This window comes from Paenibacillus terricola, assembly GCF_014779765.1.
Taxonomy (GTDB): Bacteria; Bacillota; Bacilli; order Paenibacillales; family Paenibacillaceae; genus Paenibacillus_T; species Paenibacillus_T terricola.
In genome coordinates this window covers 127,679-146,546 of the sequence record NZ_JACXZA010000006.1, presented here as the reverse complement: position 1 = coordinate 146,546, position 18,868 = coordinate 127,679, and the positions used below count along the sequence as shown (strand labels likewise).

Annotated in this window: 18 protein-coding genes; all 18 read left to right on the top strand. The window is 40.7% G+C overall.

The genetic code is table 11. The annotated features are described in order from the left end of the window. Positions 1-20: 20 nt before the first annotated feature. Complete coding sequence (locus H8B09_RS22440) at positions 21-770, top strand: YveK family protein (protein ID WP_191205822.1); 750 nt, start codon at positions 21-23, stop codon at positions 768-770. Next, a complete protein-coding gene (locus H8B09_RS22435; RefSeq protein ID WP_191205821.1) occupies positions 751-1,440 on the top strand; it encodes a CpsD/CapB family tyrosine-protein kinase in 690 nt (229 codons plus the stop codon). The genes H8B09_RS22440 and H8B09_RS22435 overlap by 20 nt, the downstream gene beginning before the upstream one ends. A gap of 241 nt (positions 1,441-1,681) precedes the next feature. Next, on the top strand, positions 1,682-2,578 hold the full coding sequence (gene galU, locus H8B09_RS22430) for a UTP--glucose-1-phosphate uridylyltransferase GalU (RefSeq protein ID WP_191206084.1): 897 nt from the start codon (positions 1,682-1,684) through the stop codon (positions 2,576-2,578). A gap of 12 nt (positions 2,579-2,590) precedes the next feature. Beyond that, positions 2,591-3,286 (top strand): sugar transferase, encoded by a 696-nt coding sequence (locus H8B09_RS22425; RefSeq protein WP_191205820.1) that lies wholly within the window; start codon positions 2,591-2,593, stop codon positions 3,284-3,286. A 22-nt stretch (positions 3,287-3,308) separates the two neighbouring features. After that, entirely contained in the window at positions 3,309-4,247 is a 939-nt protein-coding gene (locus H8B09_RS22420; RefSeq protein WP_191205819.1) for a GDP-L-fucose synthase family protein, read from the top strand. Between the two features lie 16 nt (positions 4,248-4,263). Next, positions 4,264-5,259: a GDP-mannose 4,6-dehydratase gene (gene gmd / locus H8B09_RS22415; protein ID WP_191205818.1), complete on the top strand. Its 996-nt coding sequence runs from the start codon at positions 4,264-4,266 to the stop codon at positions 5,257-5,259. Positions 5,260-5,329: 70 nt separating this feature from the next. Continuing rightward, the gene (pssD, locus tag H8B09_RS22410) at positions 5,330-5,803 is read left to right on the top strand and encodes a PssD/Cps14F family polysaccharide biosynthesis glycosyltransferase (protein WP_191205817.1); all 474 of its coding nucleotides are present in this window, start codon (positions 5,330-5,332) and stop codon (positions 5,801-5,803) included. Continuing rightward, positions 5,800-6,297 carry a PssE/Cps14G family polysaccharide biosynthesis glycosyltransferase gene (gene pssE / locus H8B09_RS22405; RefSeq protein ID WP_191206083.1) on the top strand — a complete coding sequence of 166 codons (498 nt, stop codon included), beginning with the start codon at positions 5,800-5,802 and terminating at the stop codon, positions 6,295-6,297. Before pssD ends, pssE begins: the two co-directional genes overlap by 4 nt. Positions 6,298-6,311: 14 nt before the next feature. Beyond that, positions 6,312-7,595 (top strand): TolB-like translocation protein, encoded by a 1,284-nt coding sequence (locus tag H8B09_RS22400; RefSeq protein ID WP_191205816.1) that lies wholly within the window; start codon positions 6,312-6,314, stop codon positions 7,593-7,595. A 10-nt stretch (positions 7,596-7,605) separates the two neighbouring features. Then, positions 7,606-8,742, top strand: a complete 1,137-nt coding sequence (locus tag H8B09_RS22395; RefSeq protein WP_224753892.1) for a glycosyltransferase — start codon at positions 7,606-7,608, stop codon at positions 8,740-8,742. Between the two features lie 20 nt (positions 8,743-8,762). After that, the gene (locus tag H8B09_RS22390; RefSeq protein WP_318152707.1) at positions 8,763-9,659 is read left to right on the top strand and encodes an ATP-grasp fold amidoligase family protein; all 897 of its coding nucleotides are present in this window, start codon (positions 8,763-8,765) and stop codon (positions 9,657-9,659) included. 47 nt (positions 9,660-9,706) lie between these two features. Beyond that, positions 9,707-10,882 (top strand): glycosyltransferase, encoded by a 1,176-nt coding sequence (locus H8B09_RS22385; protein WP_191205814.1) that lies wholly within the window; start codon positions 9,707-9,709, stop codon positions 10,880-10,882. A gap of 74 nt (positions 10,883-10,956) precedes the next feature. Next, positions 10,957-12,414, top strand: coding sequence for a flippase (locus H8B09_RS22380; protein WP_191205813.1), 1,458 nt, complete (start codon positions 10,957-10,959; stop codon positions 12,412-12,414). Positions 12,415-12,432: 18 nt separating this feature from the next. Continuing rightward, positions 12,433-13,776: a hypothetical protein gene (locus H8B09_RS22375; protein ID WP_224753891.1), complete on the top strand. Its 1,344-nt coding sequence runs from the start codon at positions 12,433-12,435 to the stop codon at positions 13,774-13,776. A 51-nt stretch (positions 13,777-13,827) separates the two neighbouring features. Continuing rightward, the gene (locus H8B09_RS22370; RefSeq protein WP_191205811.1) at positions 13,828-15,198 is read left to right on the top strand and encodes a UDP-glucose dehydrogenase family protein; all 1,371 of its coding nucleotides are present in this window, start codon (positions 13,828-13,830) and stop codon (positions 15,196-15,198) included. After that, positions 15,179-16,219 carry an SDR family NAD(P)-dependent oxidoreductase gene (locus H8B09_RS22365; RefSeq protein WP_191205810.1) on the top strand — a complete coding sequence of 347 codons (1,041 nt, stop codon included), beginning with the start codon at positions 15,179-15,181 and terminating at the stop codon, positions 16,217-16,219. Before H8B09_RS22370 ends, H8B09_RS22365 begins: the two co-directional genes overlap by 20 nt. 129 nt (positions 16,220-16,348) lie before the next feature. Then, positions 16,349-17,722, top strand: coding sequence for a sugar phosphate nucleotidyltransferase (locus H8B09_RS22360; protein ID WP_191205809.1), 1,374 nt, complete (start codon positions 16,349-16,351; stop codon positions 17,720-17,722). 21 nt (positions 17,723-17,743) lie between these two features. Next, positions 17,744-18,844, top strand: a complete 1,101-nt coding sequence (locus H8B09_RS22355; RefSeq protein WP_191205808.1) for a hypothetical protein — start codon at positions 17,744-17,746, stop codon at positions 18,842-18,844. Positions 18,845-18,868: the final 24 nt, after the last annotated feature.

Sequence of the window (18,868 nt, the reverse complement as noted above, 5' to 3'; positions counted from 1 at the left end):
CTAATTAGGAGGTTTCGGTTGTGGAATTGAAACAAATTATGCAAATCATTCGAAAAAGATTGTTGCTTATTACTTCGATTGTTGTGATTGTCAGTGCATTGGTAGGAATAAAGAGCTTTATGTTTACGGAAGATGTCTATCAAGCTAACTCCAAGCTCATCGTCAGTCAATCCTTTAATGTTAACGGCACAGAGATGATGGATTATTCCAATATACAGTCGAATATAAAGCTTATTAATTCATATAAGGAAATTATATATTCATCCGCTATATTGAACAAGGTTGTAAGTGCACATCCAGAGTTGAACGAAACACCTGTTGGTATTGCTTCGAAGCTTGGGGTATCAAGTGCCAGTGATTCACAGGTGATGAATATAGTTGCGGTTGATACGAATTACAGGCACGCTGCCGAGATCGTTAATGCAGTAGCGATAGTCTTTAAACAAGAAATTCCAAAGATAATGAAAGTGGATAACGTAACGATTCTATCCGAAGCGGAAGTAAATGCATTCGCAGTTCCAACTAATAGCAGTCCGTTTAAAGCGGTTATTCTTGCTTTCATCGTATCGCTAATGCTGGCTGTTGGACTGGTGTTCCTTCTTGATTATCTGGACGACACGATTAAGTCAGAAGAGGATATTGTTTCGGCACTCGAGCTCCCGATGTTGTCCTATATTTCGAGAATAAGTAAGTCTGAATTGAAGGTTCGCAGGACACGCGGAGTTCAACAGAAAGTAGGTGAAGGTGTATATGCGACAGCCAAACAGTGAACATAACCTTGTGACTATAGTGAACCCAAAGTCTCCAATTTCAGAAGCATACCGTACACTGCGAACGAATATCCAATATTCTGCGGTAGATAAGCACATTAAAGTGTTGATGGTTGCATCAGCCAAGTCTGGAGAAGGTAAGACGACGACGATTACTAACCTTGCTGTCACTTATGCACAGGAAGGTAAGAAAGTACTGCTAATTGATGGTGATCTACGTAAGCCGTCGCTACACCATCTGTTTCAAATGTCTAACCGAGTTGGTCTCACGAGTATATTGTTCAACCAACAATTGCTGCCTGATGTGATACGCGATACTAACGTAGATAATTTGTCTGTCTTGACATCTGGTCCAATTCCACCGAATCCTTCTGAGATTCTAGGGTCACAGCGAATGCTATCCCTATTGGATGAGTTGCATGAGATGTTCGACCTTATACTGTTCGACACGCCACCGGTCCTAGCTGTGACAGATAGCCTTGTAATTTCATCATATTGTGATGGGGTCGTACTGGTTGTACTGGGAGGAAAAGTGAAGAAAGGGCTTGTGCAGAAGACTAAGGCAAGTCTCGAGCATGTGCAGGCAAAGATTCTCGGTGTTGTGTTAAACAATAACTCACGGAGCAAGTCTAGCGGGCATACCTATTATTACTACGGCAGTAATGAATAGAGCCAAATGAGTGAGTATGTGCTCTAGGTAATGTCTACTGAACCTTTATCACTGTAGGCACTCGGTCACGCTGTGGGTCAATGGACCTTAGACGTACATCGTCGGGGGTGTGATGTGAGGTTGGGTTAGATGCCCTAGTTAACAATTAAACAAACATAGAAACATGAGTTAGACCGCTTTCATGGAAAGCGATTTAACTCGTTTTTTTATTCAAAAAGAGAAATGATAGGGTGTGGGAATAATGAAAAAAGTACGTAAGGCAATCATTCCAGCAGCAGGTTTGGGAACGAGATTTCTCCCAGCGACTAAAGCCATGCCTAAAGAAATGCTTCCGATTGTAGACAAGCCGACAATCCAATATATCGTCGAGGAGGCGATTGCGTCTGGAATCGAAGACATTATTATCGTAACGGGCAAGGGCAAGCGGGCGATTGAGGATCATTTTGATTCTGCATTTGAATTGGAACACAATCTGCTCGAGAAGGGTAAGTTGGGGCTTTTGGAGGAAGTGAGGAAGAGTTCAAAGGTAGAGATTCACTACATAAGACAAAAAGAAGCCAAAGGGCTTGGTCATGCGGTCTGGTGTGCACGGAATTTTATTGGAGATGAACCATTTGCCGTGCTCCTTGGCGACGATATCGTACAGGCGGATATTCCTTGCACGAGGCAATTGATCAACCAATATGAACAGGTAGGAAAATCGGTAATCGGTGTCCAAGCTGTTGCAATTGATCAAACAGAAAGATATGGAATCGTGGACCCTATGGAGACGGAAGATGCTAAGCTCGTGCAGGTTCGAAATTTAGTCGAGAAACCACCTCTAGGTTCTGCACCATCCAATCTTGCGATTATGGGAAGATATGTGTTGACCCCAGCCGTATTTGGTTTTCTTGAGCTGCAAGAGACTGGAGCCGGCGGTGAGATACAACTGACGGATGCCATTCAGAAATTAAACGAGCTAGAAGGCGTGTATGCATATGATTTCGAAGGAGTTCGTTATGATGTTGGCGAGAAGCTGGGCTATATTATGACCACCCTTGATTTTGCGCTACAAAGGAAAGAACTTCGATTACCATTGCTGACGGCTCTGGAAGAGATATTGGAGGGTGTGAAGGTAGCAAAGTTGAATGACTGGTAAGGAGGAATGGATATGGCTATTCCGCAAAGGAATGAAACAGAGATCGCATTAGAAACGAATGCATTTCATTCATCGCTAGCGCCGGAACATACAAGAGATATGACCGGATATCTAATGCTCAAGCGAGCTATGGATATCATCGGAGCCACTGTTGGATTGCTTCTGTTGCTGCCATTATTTATCGTCGTGGCTATATTAATCAAGATCGAGGACCCTGGCGGTCCTGTTTTTTTTCATCAAGTTCGAGTTGGCAGGAACGAAGCAACTTTTCGAATGTATAAATTCCGTTCAATGGTTTCCAACGCGGAAGAATTGTTAAATAGTTTGCTTAGCCAGAATGAGATTAGCGGTGCGATGTTCAAGATGAAGGAAGATCCAAGGATTACAAAGGTAGGAAGGTTTATACGAAAAACCAGTATCGATGAGCTACCGCAGCTTTGGAATGTAATCCGAGGCGACATGACCCTAGTAGGACCAAGACCGCCGTTACCGCGTGAGGTGAATCAATATACGAGCTACGATAAGCTCAGACTCAAGGTAAAGCCAGGTTGCACCGGGTTATGGCAAGTAAGCGGCAGAAATGAATTGAACTTCGATCAAATGGTTGAATTGGATTTGGAATACATTAGAAGAAGAAGCACTATATTTGATTTAAAAATTGTGATCAAAACAATAAAAGTTTTGACAGGTTCGAAGGATGCGTACTAAAAAATGAATTTGAGGTGGTCCTATGGAGCACGATTCGAGGATTTATGTAGCAGGACATAGAGGCTTAGTCGGATCGGCCATTTTAAGAGCATTAGAGAACATGGGATATAAAAATTTGATCTATCGTACTAGTGCAGAATTGGATTTAAGAGAACGCGATCAAGTTCAACGCTTCTTCAATGCGCAGGCTATTGATTATGTATTCTTAGCTGCTGCTAAAGTCGGCGGCATAGTTGCAAATAACGATTACCCAGCTGATTTCATTCGGGACAATCTCCTCATTCAAACAAATGTTATCGATTCCGCGTATCGTGCGGGAGTAAAGAAATTAATGTTTCTGGGGTCTACATGTATTTACCCCAAATTCGCTCCACAGCCACTTAACGAGGAATCATTATTGACAGGTGATCTTGAACCAACGAATAAGCCATACGCAATTGCTAAGATCGCCGGAATTAATATGTGTCAGTCCTATAACCGCCAGTATGGAACCAGATTCATATCTGTTATGCCGACGAACATGTATGGGCCGAATGATAACTTTGATCTGAAGACGTCCCATGTGCTGCCTGCACTTATACGGAAGTTTCATGAGGCGAAAGAGAGTGGTGCAGAATTTGTTGAGGTATGGGGAACAGGTGAGCCAAGACGTGAATTTCTCCACTCAGATGACCTGGCGGAGGCTTGTCTATTCTTGATGGAACACTATGAGGATAGCGACATTATTAATGTCGGGGTAGGCGAAGATATCTCAATCAAGAATTTGGCTGAATTAATCAAACGTATTGTTGGCTACGAGGGCGAGCTTAGATTCAATCACGCGATTGCGGATGGAACGCCAAGGAAGCTGGTCGATGTATCGAGGATTAACAGACTTGGCTGGCAAGCAAAGATTCCACTAGAAGAAGGAATTAAAGAAGCCTATTTATCTTTCCAGAAGGAATTTCTAACTACCATATAAAACGGGGAGAATACATATGAAAAAACGAGCGTTAATAACGGGTGTTACAGGACAAGATGGATCGTACTTGGCAGAATTCTTGCTTGAGAAGAATTATGAAGTGTATGGGTTAAGAAGAAGAACAAGTACACCCAATTACGAGAATGTAGAGCATATCAAGGATCGAATCAAATGGATCTCCGGGGATTTAACAGATCTTGCTTCATTAATTGAAGCTGTACGAACATCCAATCCTGATGAAGTATATAACTTGGCGGCTCAATCCTTCGTTGCTGCTTCATGGCCGCAACCGCTTCTAACTGGTCATATCACCGCGCTTTCAGTTACGAATATGCTTGAAGCGGTAAGGATCGTCAAACCGACAGTGAGATTCTATCAGGCTTCCAGCAGTGAAATGTTCGGTAAAGTCGTAGAGACTCCGCAGAAAGAGACCACACCATTCTATCCGCGTAGCCCTTACGGTGTGGCTAAGGTCTATGGACATTGGATCACTGTAAACTACCGGGAAAGCTTCAATATGTTTGCTTGCTCAGGTATATTGTTCAACCATGAATCCCCTCGTCGTGGGTTGGAATTTGTTACTCGTAAAGTAACGGATGGCGTAGCAAGAATTAAATTAGGTCTGCAAAACGAGCTTCGAATGGGCAACTTAGACTCTCTGCGTGACTGGGGCTTTGCGGGCGATTATGTGAAGGCTATGTGGCTGATGCTGCAGCAAGATGAGGCCGACGATTATGTAATCTCGACTGGCGAGATGCATTCGGTTCGGGAGCTGCTTGAGGTGGCATTCAATCATGTAGGATTAAACTACGAGGATTATGTGGTTATCGATCCGGAGTTTACGCGCCCAGCCGAAGTGGATCTGTTACTTGGTGACTGCTCGAAAGCCAAAGAAAAACTCGGATGGAAACTAGATGTAGGGTTTAAACAATTGATTGAGATGATGGTAGATGAAGATATGAAGAAAGTGAATAAAATCATTCAATTGAGCAATATGGAAGTCAGGGTTTAATCATTCATGTAGAAATATGTTGGGTTCATTTGATTCATAAGAGAATGAATTCAATCCGGAGGTTCAGAGAATGGGGATCGAAAAACCCAAGAAGGTTCCTAAACTGTGTTTCGTATCTTCATCCGGTGGACATTGGGAGCAATTGCAAAAGCTGCAGCCGTTAGCGCATAAATATAAGTTTTTCTTTGTAACGGAGAGGACACAGTTTGATGCACCACTTGCCAAATATCTCATGCTCCAAACGGATTTGAAGGACAAACTGATGTTATTAAAAATGATGTGGAATGCGTTATACGCCATATTCATCTGGGTAAAAGAACGGCCCGATTTTGTAATAACTACTGGTACGATGGTTGCTTACCCATTCTATTTATTAGCAGTACTCTTTCGAAAAAAGTTCGTTTTTATTGAGACGTTCGGAAGAGCTGACATGCCAACTGTTGCAGGTAAAAGAATGGAAAAGCACTCAGACCTCTTTATTGTACAATGGGAAACACAAAAGAAGCATTATGAAAAAGCCGTATATGGTGGGTGTTTGTATTGATTTTTGTAACAGTTGGATCAAGAAATTACCCTTTTGATCGGTTATTTATCAAGCTTGACGAGTTATGTGAAAAGGGAGTTATTACGGAAGAAATTTTTGCACAGATAGGTACATCCACTTATCAGCCTAAACATTATACATACAAGAGCTTTATCTCTCAGGAGGAATTTTCTCAAAAGGTTATTGAATCTGATCTTGTAATTAGCCATGGCGCTTCTGGATCCATTATGAAAGCATTAAACGCGAGCAAGAAGGTTATCGCAGTTACAAGACTTCAGAAATACGGTGAGCATATAGATGACCATCAAATTCAGAACAATGAGGCATTCGGAGCTAATAAATACGTGGTTCCTGTGTATGAAATGGAAGAGCTAGATAACGCTATTAGGTCCATTTACGAGGGTACCGCTGATCTCATACCATGGGTCAACAAGGAACCGATGGTTATTATCAACATGATTGATAGGTTTATTCAGGAAAACGGGTTTAGTTGATAGGAGGTAACGTAATGGGTTTTGCCGCATTGGAGGACAGAGGAAAAAAACTGCTAGAACAGTTTCCAATGGTTAAGAGAAGCTGCAAAAGAGTATATCAACTTTGCATGTATTCCATTTCAACGAATAAGCTCAAATCTGATGGGGAAATAATCCGAGTTTCCCCAGATGATAAATATGAATATTTCTATGGATATTATGATAAATCCCCATGGGACGCAACAGACCGATATATGATATGCCTTCGGGTAAATAATGCTTACAATTCTGTAGCGCCTAAAGAACAAGGAGAATTAGTTGTATTAGACACTAAGAATCAAAATGCGGTAATCAAAATCGGAACAACACAGTCTTGGAACGTTCAGCAGGGATGTATGGCGCAATGGCTGGGTCCTGACTACGGAAGCAAGATTATATATAACGATTATCGTAATGGGAAGTACTGTTCCGTTATATATAATCTACAAGAAAGAAAAGAAGAAAAGGTTCTTCCTATGCCGGTTTATGATGTATCCAAAGACGGTGCTTTTGCGTTGAGTCTTGATTTCTCAAGACTTCACCAGATGCGTCCTGGTTATGGGTATTCCAATCTTCCAGAAATAACTGCCGGAGTGAAGTGTCCTGATAAGTGCTGTATTTGGAAGATGGAATTAGCTACAGGTAAAGTGACTGAGTTGCTGAAATATACGGATTTGGCTGCATTTGAATCAAGACCGGAAATGGAAGATGCCGATCACAAAGTAAACCATTTGATGATTAGTCCGAATGGAAAACGTTTTATGGTGTTACATCGTTGGTTTCAGAATGGGCGAAAGTTTACCAGACTGGTGACGGCAAACTGTAACGGTACCGATCTATTTAATTTAAGTGATGATGTATTTGCCTCCCATTGTTATTGGAAGAATGATAATGAAATTTTATCCTTCCTAAGAAAGGAAGCAACCGGTAATCACTATTATTTAATGAAAGACAGAACCCATGAATATAAGATGCTCTGGCCAGAACTAAATACGGATGGCCATTGCAGTTATTCGCCAGACGGGAATTTTATCATTACAGATACATACCCGAATAGAGAAAGAATAGCGTCTGTCTATCTTTGTACTGAAGCTGGAGTGCAGGGAGAAGCGAAACGGATCGCGAGAGTTTTTGCTCCATTCAGATATGATAATGATGTAAGGTGTGATCTGCATCCTCGTTGGAATCATGCCGGAGATAAGATTTGTATTGATTCAGTTCACGAAGGAAAGCGGGGGCTGTACGTTATTCCCTTGCCTTCATGGAATAATGCGCAGTGAGGTGCCAAACATGAGTAGATCTAGAATTGCATATATTGTAACGAATTGTAAAAAGACCGGTCCGATGAATCAGACACTGAATATTATTAGAAATTTAGATCGTAAGCTCTTCGATCCGGTATTAATTACACTATTTCCTGAAGTCAAATCTAATACCTTATTAGAAGAATTTAAAACGGAATGCAGCAGCATTCATTGCCTTAACATGAATAAGTATCAATCCATTCTGATCGGAAAGAAAAAATTGAACGGGCTTCTTGCAAAAATTAAACCCGATCTAATTCAAGGTGTAGGTATGCCTCCATATACAATGAGTCTCAGTTATAGAGATACCAAACACTTGGTGACGCTCAGGAATTATTGTTATGAAGATTATCCGGCGAAATATGGAAAAGTGCTGGGACCTATCATAGCAAATAAGGACATGCGGCTAATTAGACGGCAAAGCAATAATGGAGAGGTCTTTGTTACTTGCTCAAGCAGCCTCTCAAAAATCTACAAAGATAAGCATGGCTTGAATTTCGGATTTATAAGAAACGGCGTAGATATAACCCGTTATTCGAAAACCTCTGACTCAACGAGAATAGACATGAGGACTAAATTAAATCTCCCTTTAAACAAAACGATTGCGATTTATACAGGCCAGATTAATGAAAGAAAAGACCAAAAGTCTGCAATTGACGGGGTTTTGGCAGCAAAAGATAAAGACAATCTAGTCTTGCTTTTGCTTGGTGCAGGAAGCAATTACGAAGCATTGAAGGAGAGATATAAATCTTCTTCCAATATCGTGTTTGTTGGAAGTGTCTCTAACGTCAGTGACTACTTACAAGCTGCTGACTTCTACATTTCGACAAGCAAATCCGAAGGTATGCCGAATGGAGTTTTGGAAGCAATGTCCGTAGGCTTGCCTGTGTTGCTTTCCGATATTCCGCAGCATAAAGAATTATTCGACATTTCCAATGATATTGGACTTATGTACCGACTTGGAGATATGAGTAGTCTGGTAAATACGATTAACGGTATGATGCAAGCAGATTTGGCCAAGATGGCTGAAATCAGCTATCATGCGGTAACAGGAAACTTGACAGCACAAATCATGAGTAATAGTTACCAGAAGCTATATAATCAAATCCTGCAATTAGGTTAGGTCCTGGAAAGGATAAACCTGTGAAAGACTACAAATTATATGCTTTATTTGCACTTGGAAGATTAATACAGGGATCGGTTTCTGCCGATAGCCGGTATCTGAAGCTCCTATATCGTTACCGTATGGGAAAAAAACTGAATTTGAATGATCCCCAAACGTTTAACGAGAAGCTACAATGGCTGAAGCTTTATGATAGAAACCCCCTGTATACAAGGCTTGTTGATAAGTATGAGGTTAGAAAGTACATAGCTGAAACCATTGGGGAGCAATATTTAATTCCTTTGCTCGGAGTATGGAACAGCTTTGACGAAATAGATTTCGAGCGATTGCCAAATCAATTCGTGTTGAAGTGCACGCATGATTCAGGTGGATTAGTGATATGTAAGGATAAATCGAAGCTAGATCTAAAACAAGCGAGAAGAAAAATCAATCATTGCATAAAGAAAAACTATTTTTATAACACCCGTGAATGGCCGTATAAAAATGTTAAACCTCGAATCATTGCTGAACAATTCATAAAGGATGATATCGATGATGATTTAAAGGATTATAAATTGATTTGTTTTAATGGCGAAGTAAAGTGTACGTTTGTTTGTACGAATAGGCATACCGGTGCTGGATTACATATGACCTTCTATGATAACGATTGGAGAGTAATGCCCTTCGAAAGGCATTATCCAAAAGAAAGTGTACCGATTAGACGGCCAGCTCATTTCGAGAAGATGAAGGAGATAGCGGAGCAGCTTTCATCTCGAATGGCATTAGTTCGAATTGATTTCTATGAGGTAAAGGGAAAGTTATATTTTGGGGAAGTAACCTTTTATCCTGGCTCTGGGTTTGAAGAATTTACACCGGACAGTTACGACTATTTATTAGGGAGTTGGATAAACCTTAGCAAGGTTCATCAGACGACTTAGTGAATGCCTAGCTTGGGTACCTACACTTGGAAGGGATATTGTGATACATGACAAGAAAAGTTGTAATCTGTGGGAATTTTAATTTCCCTAGAGGTAGTGCTTCCGCCAACTATATCCAATACATGGCGCTTGCATTGATAGAAGGTGGCTTTGAGGTACATATTATATCATCTATAGAAAGATCCTTTCTTCAAAAGCAAGGTGATGCTAAGGAGCTCCATTATAAAGGAATTCACCTTCATCAGATCGTGTTCTCCGATAATAAATATTATAAAAATTATCAACTTCAATTTTTACAAGGCAGCATGATAACCAAGGAGTTAGATAAAATAGGGTTGAAGGATAATGATATTATCTTTGTTTCCTCCAGCGTGAGAACCCTTCAGAGGAAAGTCAGAGAATATGCTAATAAACATTCCTTGAAAACCATTACGTGCATTTTGGAATGGTACGAGAGTTCATTTTATAAATATGGAAAGCTGGATTTTCGTTACTGGAGATACCTGGATATGTTTAAAAACGTATATCCAATGCAGGATGCACTTATCCCTATTAGTACATATATCAATGATCATTTCGAGAAGCAAGGCTGCAGAACGCTGCTTCTTCCAATTATGGCCGATATAAGTGAATACCCTAAGACAGAAAGAAAAGAACATACGAAAAAGTTTGTCTTTCCGGCGAATGGGAAAATGAAGGACGATTTAAATGTTATGCTCGAAACGATCGCACTGGTACACGAAAACGGATATAAGAATGTTGAATTTCATTTCAGTGGAATTAAGGAGAGCACAGTTCGAGAGTACTTTAAGGACAAATTTGATCGTCTGAATAACAAGCTATTCTTTATTCACAAATGGATGGATTATGACGAGCTAATTCAACTCTATAGAGAAATGGACTTCTTGCTGCTTGCCAGAAAAACCTCCCAACAAACGCTTGCCAACTTCCCTAGTAAGGTTCCAGAAACCATGAGCTACGGTGTTATTCCAGTTGTATCACGAGTTGGGGATTATACAAACCTATATCTAAGAGACAGTATTGACAGCATTCAGTTTCCAGAGAATAGCCGAGAATCGTGTTATAACGCCATTGTAAGAGCGATCTCTCTGTCCGAAGAGGAACAAAAGGCGATGTCGAATAACGCATACCTTTGTGTTAAGGACAGATTTGATTATTCGAATTGGGTACCACAAATTAAACGTTTTTTTGATGCACTTTGATCTTAGTCGCGTACAGGTTTTGAAGAATACTGCCAAGCATTAGGATACTATGTAATAGGAAGCAGTGTGCAAATATGAGTATCAAAAAAAATTATTTATTCTTTCTGAGTTTCCAGTTATTAAACATATGCTTACCTATTATCACAACTCCATTTGTATCGAAAACATTAATGGTCGATGGTATAGGGAGATATTCTGTATCCACTGCAATTGCTAATTATTTTGTTCTATTTGGAATGCTGGGGATTTCAATTTACGGCAGCAGACAGATCGCATATGTCAGAGACAATCAAGAGAAGGTAAATCAAACTTTTTGGGAAATATTCATGCTGCAATTCATTACAATGGGAGCATCTATTACAGCCTATTGTGTGTATTGTGGTTTTTTTGTTTCTGACAAAAATATGATCGTTTCATTGGTTCAAATCATTACATTATGTGCATCTCTGATAGATATTTCTTGGCTGTTCGCTGGCTTAGAGAATTTCAAAAAGATAGCAGTCAGAAATATTATAGTAAAGCTTTCTGGCGCAATCCTTATTTTCTCCCTAATAAGAGAGAAGAACGATTTATGGTTATATGTAATGATTCTTTCTTTATCTACATTATTAGGTCAAGCGGTGATGTGGAAAGAAATTGTTGGGAAAGTTTCGTTCATAAAGCCTTCTCTGAAAAATGTAAGAGTGCATTTGTTAAGTACACTCCAATTGTGGCTGCCAACTGTAGCAATCAGTGTGTATACCTCGATGGACAAAGTCATGCTGGGCTATCTTACTTCTGATATCCAGGTGGGTCTTTATGAAAGTTCAGAGAAGGTAGTAAAGATAGTGACGACGATCACGACGACTTTAGCAATTGTTACAGTACCACGAATATCGAACATCTACATCAATAATGATGCGGACAAATTCAACAGCATTGTGAAGAAATCATTCTCGATGGTGTCTTTTATTGCTATCCCAATGGCTTTCGGAATCATGGCAGTAAGGAATACATTTGTGAAATGGTTTTTTGGACCTGGGTTTGAAGATGTATCTAAGCTATTGGTGATCAGTACCTTCCTTGTCATAACATTAAGCTGGTCAAGTATTTTCGGGAAACAAGTATTGGTTTCGTGTGGAAAAGAAAAATATCTAACATTAGCAGTCAGTTGCTCGGCTGTTCTAAATGTGCTATTAAATACGATTTTGATAGTACGAATTCAAGCAACAGGGGCAATACTTTCATCGGTAATCGCTGAATTCACAGGCATGTTCATTATGATGTATTTTGCTAATAAATATATTAAGGTTAAGAGTTTGTTCAAGAATATACCTAAATATTTTATATGCAGCGGTCTCATGTATTTTGTTTCATATTATGCCGGGAATGGTGTAAGCAATTCGGTTCTTGCAACGCTGGTTCAAGTGGCAGCCGGTGCAATCGTATATCTAGTTTTGATGTTGGTTACTAAAGATCCGAATTTATCATTTGTTATCGAGACTGTTCAGAATATGTTTAGGAAAAGAACTAGAGCTACGAATAGTCTATGATGAAGGTGTGAGGGTTAAATGGAGGGACATGCAATAAATAAAAAAGGGATCTCAGCTTCGACAATTACAATGATTTTCGTAGCTGTATTATTTATTGAGAGTCTTTTGGTATATTATCATGCTGCATGGAGGCCAACGGTCTACTTAAGATATGCAAAGAGCATGATCCGTACTGATTATTCGAACTTGTTATTTATTATGGGGTATTCAGGACTAATATTTATGACAATTATTACTGCGAATAAGATAAAGATCAGATTGTCTCAGCTCTTTATTGTATATATTTTGATCATTTGCAGCATGGTTTGGACAATGTTATCTATTGGCAAGTTTTCTATTGCTAACATTTTGGGCAGTCAAACTCCAGCGACTGTCTTTTTTTTAATGGTCTTTTATATACTTGCTTATGACAATGGTTTTTGGAGTAAATTCAACAAAGCACTTTATTGTGGTGGGGTTTTCTATTCGCTACTGTCATTTATTGATGCGTTAGGCTTCGTTATTCGTTATGGATTTACCAATAAGTTGACAAGTTCACCGGCATTAACTTATCTGTCGTATGCGATATTTATGCTGGCCATATATATCGCCATGAACTTCAAATTCAGGTTCCGTGATATTGTTATATTATATGTATCTGAATGTCTGCTGCTCACTGTAGGTATTATTGCATTAAGCAGGGGTTGGATAATCCAGGTAGGCATATTACTTCTTTTTTCCATACAGAAATTGGGCAGTTCGTCTGGAAACAAAATTAGGAACATAATATTGGTTTGTATGATTGCGGTCTTAGCTTGGTTTGCAATATCAAACAGTGTTTCTACTGCAATTTCTTCGCTCTTTGATCGCGGTACAGAGGATACGAGAACAAACCAACTAGATGATTTCTTCAACCAGGTATCCTGGAGGGAATTGGTAAAAGGTGGTGGAATGGGAGCCACTTATGATTTCGGCAGTAGATTGAATTATCAATTTATCGATAACCAAATACTGTTTATTGATTTTAGGTACGGAGTGCTAGCATGTGTATTTTATTTAATGTTCTTCTTGAGACCTTTTTTCAAGCACTTTTCTATTAAGTCTCAAAAGTACATGTTATGCGTTCCAATATTTATGTGGCTCCTTGCAATGATGGGAGTTTCAACTTATTTTAATGTATCAAATAATGTACTTCATCTATGCATGATTATATATGTCGGGCGACTAAGCTACTATATGGACTCAAAACTAGACTACAGGAGTTCTACTGACACTGAAACCAATAAAGTGATCATGAAAGTTAATCGAAATGTGTTGGTTCCTTCAGTAAAGATTGGCCGAGACTCTAGGATACGAAGCGCCCAAGAATTAAACGGATCCTAAGCTTGGTGATTAATCATTTCAACTAATATTTAGATTAAGGGGGGCCAAACCATGGTCAGAATCGCAGTAGCAGGAACAGGTTATGTAGGCTTAGTCGCAGGTGTGTGCTTTGCTGAGGTGGGGCATCAAGTAACCTGTGTAGATATTGATGAGAATAAGGTAAACGTAATGAGATCCGGTGTTTCGCCAATATTTGAAGCGGGCTTGGAAGAACTGATGCAGAAGAATTATTCTGCTGGTAGATTGAATTACACTACCGATTATCAGTCAGCTTACAGGGATGCGGATGCAATCTTTATAGGAGTCGGAACTCCAGAACAGCCGGATGGGTCAGCTAATCTTTCCTACATTGCTACAGTTGCAAGACAGATCGCAGAATCGGTTGAGAAGGATTGTTTGGTCGTAGTTAAATCAACAGTACCAGTCGGTACGAATGATAAAGTAGAGCAATTTATCCGTGATTTCCTGGTTAACGATGTGAGGGTGGAAGTTGCATCGAATCCAGAGTTCTTGGCGCAGGGTTCTGCGGTACATGATACGCTTCATGCAGATCGAATTATTATAGGGACAGAAAGCAAATGGGCTCAAGAGATGCTGATGCAGATCTATGAGCCTTTTCATTTGCCCATCGTTTCTGTAAATCGAAGATCGGCTGAAATGATCAAATATGCATCCAATGATTTTCTTGCCCTTAAGATTTCGTACATGAATGATATAGCGAATCTTTGCGAATTGGTAGGGGCCGACATTCAGGATGTTTCTCGAGGTATGAGCTTCGATGAGCGGATCGGAAGCAAATTTCTGAATGCCGGTATTGGTTATGGGGGTTCCTGCTTTCCGAAGGATACCAAGGCATTAGAGTATATTGCCAAACAGCATGGATACGAGTTAAAGACGGTTAAGGCTGCCATCGATGTCAACGAAGAGCAGAAGAAGATTTTGTATAAGAAGGCAAGTAAAAGGCTCATTACCTTGCATGGACTTAAGGTAGCGGTACTAGGCTTGACCTTCAAGCCTGGAACCGATGATTTGAGGGAAGCCGCATCGCTTGAGAATGTTCCATTGTTGTTGGAACAAGGTGCTGATATCTATGCATATGACCCTGTTGGGGCGGAGAACTTTGCCAGAATATACCCGGAAGGTAAGCATGGAAGAGGCAGTATCACGTATGTCGATCATATCGAACATGCGTTAGATGGGGCCAATGTCTGTTTCATTTTCACTGAATGGGGAGAAGTAAAGGCAATAACTCCGGAAATGTATAAGAAACTAATGAGAACTCCGCTTGTGTATGATGGACGTAATATTCACAGTGTCGCACAGATGCAAGAGGCGGGGGTAGAGTATCATTCGATTGGAAGAAAACATACGAGTAAAGAAGGTTCGAAGGAGTTGAAGGATAATGAATTACAATACTCTTGATACAAGTAAGACCTATTTAGTAACGGGAGCAGCAGGGTTCATTGGCTATTATTTAGCTAGAACACTGTTGGAACAAGGATGCCGTGTCATCGGCATCGACAATGTTAATGATTACTATGATGTAAACCTTAAGCATTCTCGGTTAGAGCTGCTGAAGCCCTATGAGAAATTTACCTTCATTAAAGGTGATATATCAGATAAGGATACGGTTATTACTGCGTTCGAAACTTATAGGCCTCATGTTGTCGTCAATCTAGCTGCTCAAGCCGGTGTTAGGTATTCCATTGAGAATCCGGATGCCTATATTCAAAGCAATATTATTGGCTTCCATAACATTCTTGAGGCATGCAGACACTTCCCAGTGGATCATCTTGTATATGCATCTTCAAGCTCTGTCTATGGTGCTAATCGTAAGGTGCCATTCGAGGAAACTGATATCGTTGACAATCCGGTTTCGCTATATGCCGCTACCAAGAAATCCAATGAATTAATGGCTCATACCTATAGTCATCTGTATAAAATCCCAGCAACCGGGCTGCGTTTCTTTACGGTATATGGACCGTTGGGCCGTCCAGATATGGCCTATTTCGGGTTCACGCAGAGCTACTTCTCAGGCAAGCCCATCAAGATCTTCAATAATGGTGATTTTGAGAATGACCTTTATCGTGATTTTACTTATATTGATGATATTGTCGAAGGAATCGAACGCTTGCTTAATAATCCGCCGACGGATGAGGAGAAGGCTCCTCATCGAGTGTTTAATATCGGAAATAGCAGCCCAGAGAAATTGATGACGTTTATTGAAACGCTGGAGAGATGCCTAAGCCTTTCATTAGGTACGAAGGTTGTATTCGATAAGTCATTCGAACCGATCAAACCTGGAGATGTACCCGCTACATATGCTTCAACGGATTTACTAGAGAAGGCTATTGGGTTCAAGCCAAAGACTTCCATTGAAGAAGGGCTGCAACGATTTGCAAATTGGTATTGTGAATACTATCAAATGAGCTTCTCCAAGTAGAGCGAATTGGATTGCTCTTTTCTAAATGAAACGAACCGAGTAGGTCACTTACGAAGTGAACCTTTTTTTTGTGCCAATTTTCATGATTTGCAATGTGGAAATTGCTGCAAAACGAATGGAGTGGTGAAAGTGAAACTCATTTTATTATCCGGTGGGTCAGGTTCAAGGCTATGGCCGTTATCCAACGATGCACGATCGAAACAGTTCCTGAAGGTGTTGGAAAATAAAGACAGCCAGTTTGTTTCAATGGTTCAGCAAGTATGGGGACAGCTTGAAAGCAACAACTTGACGAAGGACAGTTATATTGCGACTAGTCAAACGCAGGTAGAAATGATGCAAAGCCAAGTCGGCAGTCATGTTCCGTTAATTATTGAACCAGAGCGCAGGGATACCTTTCCTGCGATCGCGTTATCCGCCGTTTATCTCTATTCGATCAAAGGGGTTAGTTTGAACGAAACGATTGCCATACTCCCTGTAGATCCATATGTAGAGAATCATTTCTTTGAAACGGTCAAACAGCTGGAAGATACATTGAATGAATCTAAGGCTGATCTCGCGTTAATTGGCGTTATGCCTACCTATCCATCCTCTAAGTACGGGTACATTATTCCTGAGAGATGCGATGACCCAGTTGAAGAGGGATATAAACGAGTAAGCTATTTTCGTGAAAAGCCGTCGGAGGTTCAAGCTGCCGATCTTCTAACACAAGGGGCCTTGTGGAATTGCGGCGTATTCGCATTCAAGCTAGGCTACTTGATTTCCATTCTTGAACAGATGGATCTTCCGATTCATTACGACGAATTGAGCAGACAGTATCAATCAATGCCGAAAATCAGCTTCGACTATCAGGTTGTCGAGAAGACTGCCAATATCGTAGTAGTTCCATACGATGGGTACTGGAAGGACCTCGGGACTTGGAATACATTAACCGAAGAAATGAAAAACAACCAAATTGGCAAGGGAATCATAAGCGAAGATTGTGAGAATACACACTTAATCAATGAAACCGATATACCGGTATCCATTATAGGTCTGTCGAATATTGTGGTTGCAGCCAGCCCGGATGGAATACTGGTCTCTACGAAGAGCGCAAGTACGCGAGTAAAGGATTATATTAATTACAATCAAGGGCCTAAATATGAAGAAAGAAAATGGGGCTGGGTAAAAATACTTGACGACCAGCACTATGAGGATGGGCGTTGCGTCACTACCAAACGTGTAGGCATCCGAGCTGGGGAGAATCTCAGTTACCGAATGCATGTATACCGCGAGGAAGTATGGACGATTGTGAAGGGTGAAGGAGAGTTCATCCAGAACGGTAATTACATGAAGGTGAGTGCAGGCAATATTCTTCATATCCCGATGAAAACCTTGCACAGCCTGCGAGCTGTCGAGGATATTGAGATGATCGTTGTTCAGAGCGGACGGCAGCAAGAGGAGAACCAAATCGTTGAGCTTTTCAACACTTGGGAAGAAATTACATCCAGCTGCTATAAAGTATAGTTCAGAGGCTAGGGATTCATAATGAGGACGATATGCTATTACATCTCTGATTATGGATATGGTCATGCGACACGAGGCATTGCGATTATCCGTCGTTTACTGAAGGATGTCAACGAGCTTAGATTAATTGTTTGTTCTGCGAAGCCATTAGCTTTTATCCAGCAGTCCTTGCTTGATATAACAGTACCGATCGAATATCGAAAGTGCTCAAGTGACCTTGGCTACATCCTGCAGGAAGGCTCGATCGAACCCGATTCTGAGAGGTTTGGGAAAGTTTACCTATCTTATTTGGAGAACATGCCGAGCCAGATTGAAAGCGAAAGGCGCTTTCTATATCAAGTAAAAGCTGATCTCGTCATTTCAGACATTTCACCGGTTCCAATTGTAGCAGCAAAGCTTGCTGATATTGCTTCCATGGGAATATCGAACTTTACTTGGCATACGGCATACAAACAAATGACGGATGAGAAGATGCTTGAACCTCTGTACGATGCCTATGCGAATATGGATTACTTTGTAAGTCTGGCTGGCGGCACCGCAGAGCCTCGATGGGGGAGACTTGGATACATGGAGGCCGGCTTTTTTTGTCGTGCCTTGCAAGAGGAAGTGGTTGCTCGACTGCAATCACAATATAACCCTCAGAAAGAAAAATTAATGATTTTCTTTGCCATCGGCATGAGTATTCAAATCAACGATCTTCAGCAGATGGCGATGTGGAACGATCCGACATGTCTCTTCGTTATTTCCAGCAGTCTGGACATTGACGGAGACAATATCATTCGTATACCTGAGGATGTTACAGAATCACAAAATTATATGGCAATGTGCGATATTGTGATTACGAAGCCAGGGTGGGGAACAGTCGGAGAAGCAGTGACCTTAGGAAAGCCGCTGCTTCTCTTGGACCGGTCATCGATGCAAGAGGATCGCAATACGATAGAGGCATTGCATGATGACTATCCTTATCGACGAATTACTTGGCATCAATTACAGACTTTGCACGTGACAAGGGCCTATGTTGGCGCCATTCAAGATGTGGGTGCAGGACGAAGATCTAGAATAAACAAAGACAATGCGATCGAGGATATTATTTCTTTTATCGAATCAGTTCTAGAACGATAAAGTGATGATTAATTTGTAGAAGAG

Bases quoted from the DNA above. Each gene is read 5' to 3' on its own strand.
- H8B09_RS22435 (WP_191205821.1), top strand. From the start codon at position 751: ATGCGACAGCCAAACAGTGAACATAACCTTGTGACTATAGTGAACCCA.
- galU (WP_191206084.1), top strand. From the start codon at position 1,682: ATGAAAAAAGTACGTAAGGCAATCATTCCAGCAGCAGGTTTGGGAACG.
- H8B09_RS22425 (WP_191205820.1), top strand. From the start codon at position 2,591: ATGGCTATTCCGCAAAGGAATGAAACAGAGATCGCATTAGAAACGAAT.
- H8B09_RS22420 (WP_191205819.1), top strand. From the start codon at position 3,309: ATGGAGCACGATTCGAGGATTTATGTAGCAGGACATAGAGGCTTAGTC.
- gmd (WP_191205818.1), top strand. From the start codon at position 4,264: ATGAAAAAACGAGCGTTAATAACGGGTGTTACAGGACAAGATGGATCG.
- pssD (WP_191205817.1), top strand. From the start codon at position 5,330: ATGGGGATCGAAAAACCCAAGAAGGTTCCTAAACTGTGTTTCGTATCT.
- H8B09_RS22400 (WP_191205816.1), top strand. From the start codon at position 6,312: ATGGGTTTTGCCGCATTGGAGGACAGAGGAAAAAAACTGCTAGAACAG.
- H8B09_RS22395 (WP_224753892.1), top strand. From the start codon at position 7,606: ATGAGTAGATCTAGAATTGCATATATTGTAACGAATTGTAAAAAGACC.
- H8B09_RS22385 (WP_191205814.1), top strand. From the start codon at position 9,707: ATGACAAGAAAAGTTGTAATCTGTGGGAATTTTAATTTCCCTAGAGGT.
- H8B09_RS22380 (WP_191205813.1), top strand. From the start codon at position 10,957: ATGAGTATCAAAAAAAATTATTTATTCTTTCTGAGTTTCCAGTTATTA.
- H8B09_RS22375 (WP_224753891.1), top strand. From the start codon at position 12,433: ATGGAGGGACATGCAATAAATAAAAAAGGGATCTCAGCTTCGACAATT.
- H8B09_RS22370 (WP_191205811.1), top strand. From the start codon at position 13,828: ATGGTCAGAATCGCAGTAGCAGGAACAGGTTATGTAGGCTTAGTCGCA.
- H8B09_RS22365 (WP_191205810.1), top strand. From the start codon at position 15,179: ATGAATTACAATACTCTTGATACAAGTAAGACCTATTTAGTAACGGGA.
- H8B09_RS22355 (WP_191205808.1), top strand. From the start codon at position 17,744: ATGAGGACGATATGCTATTACATCTCTGATTATGGATATGGTCATGCG.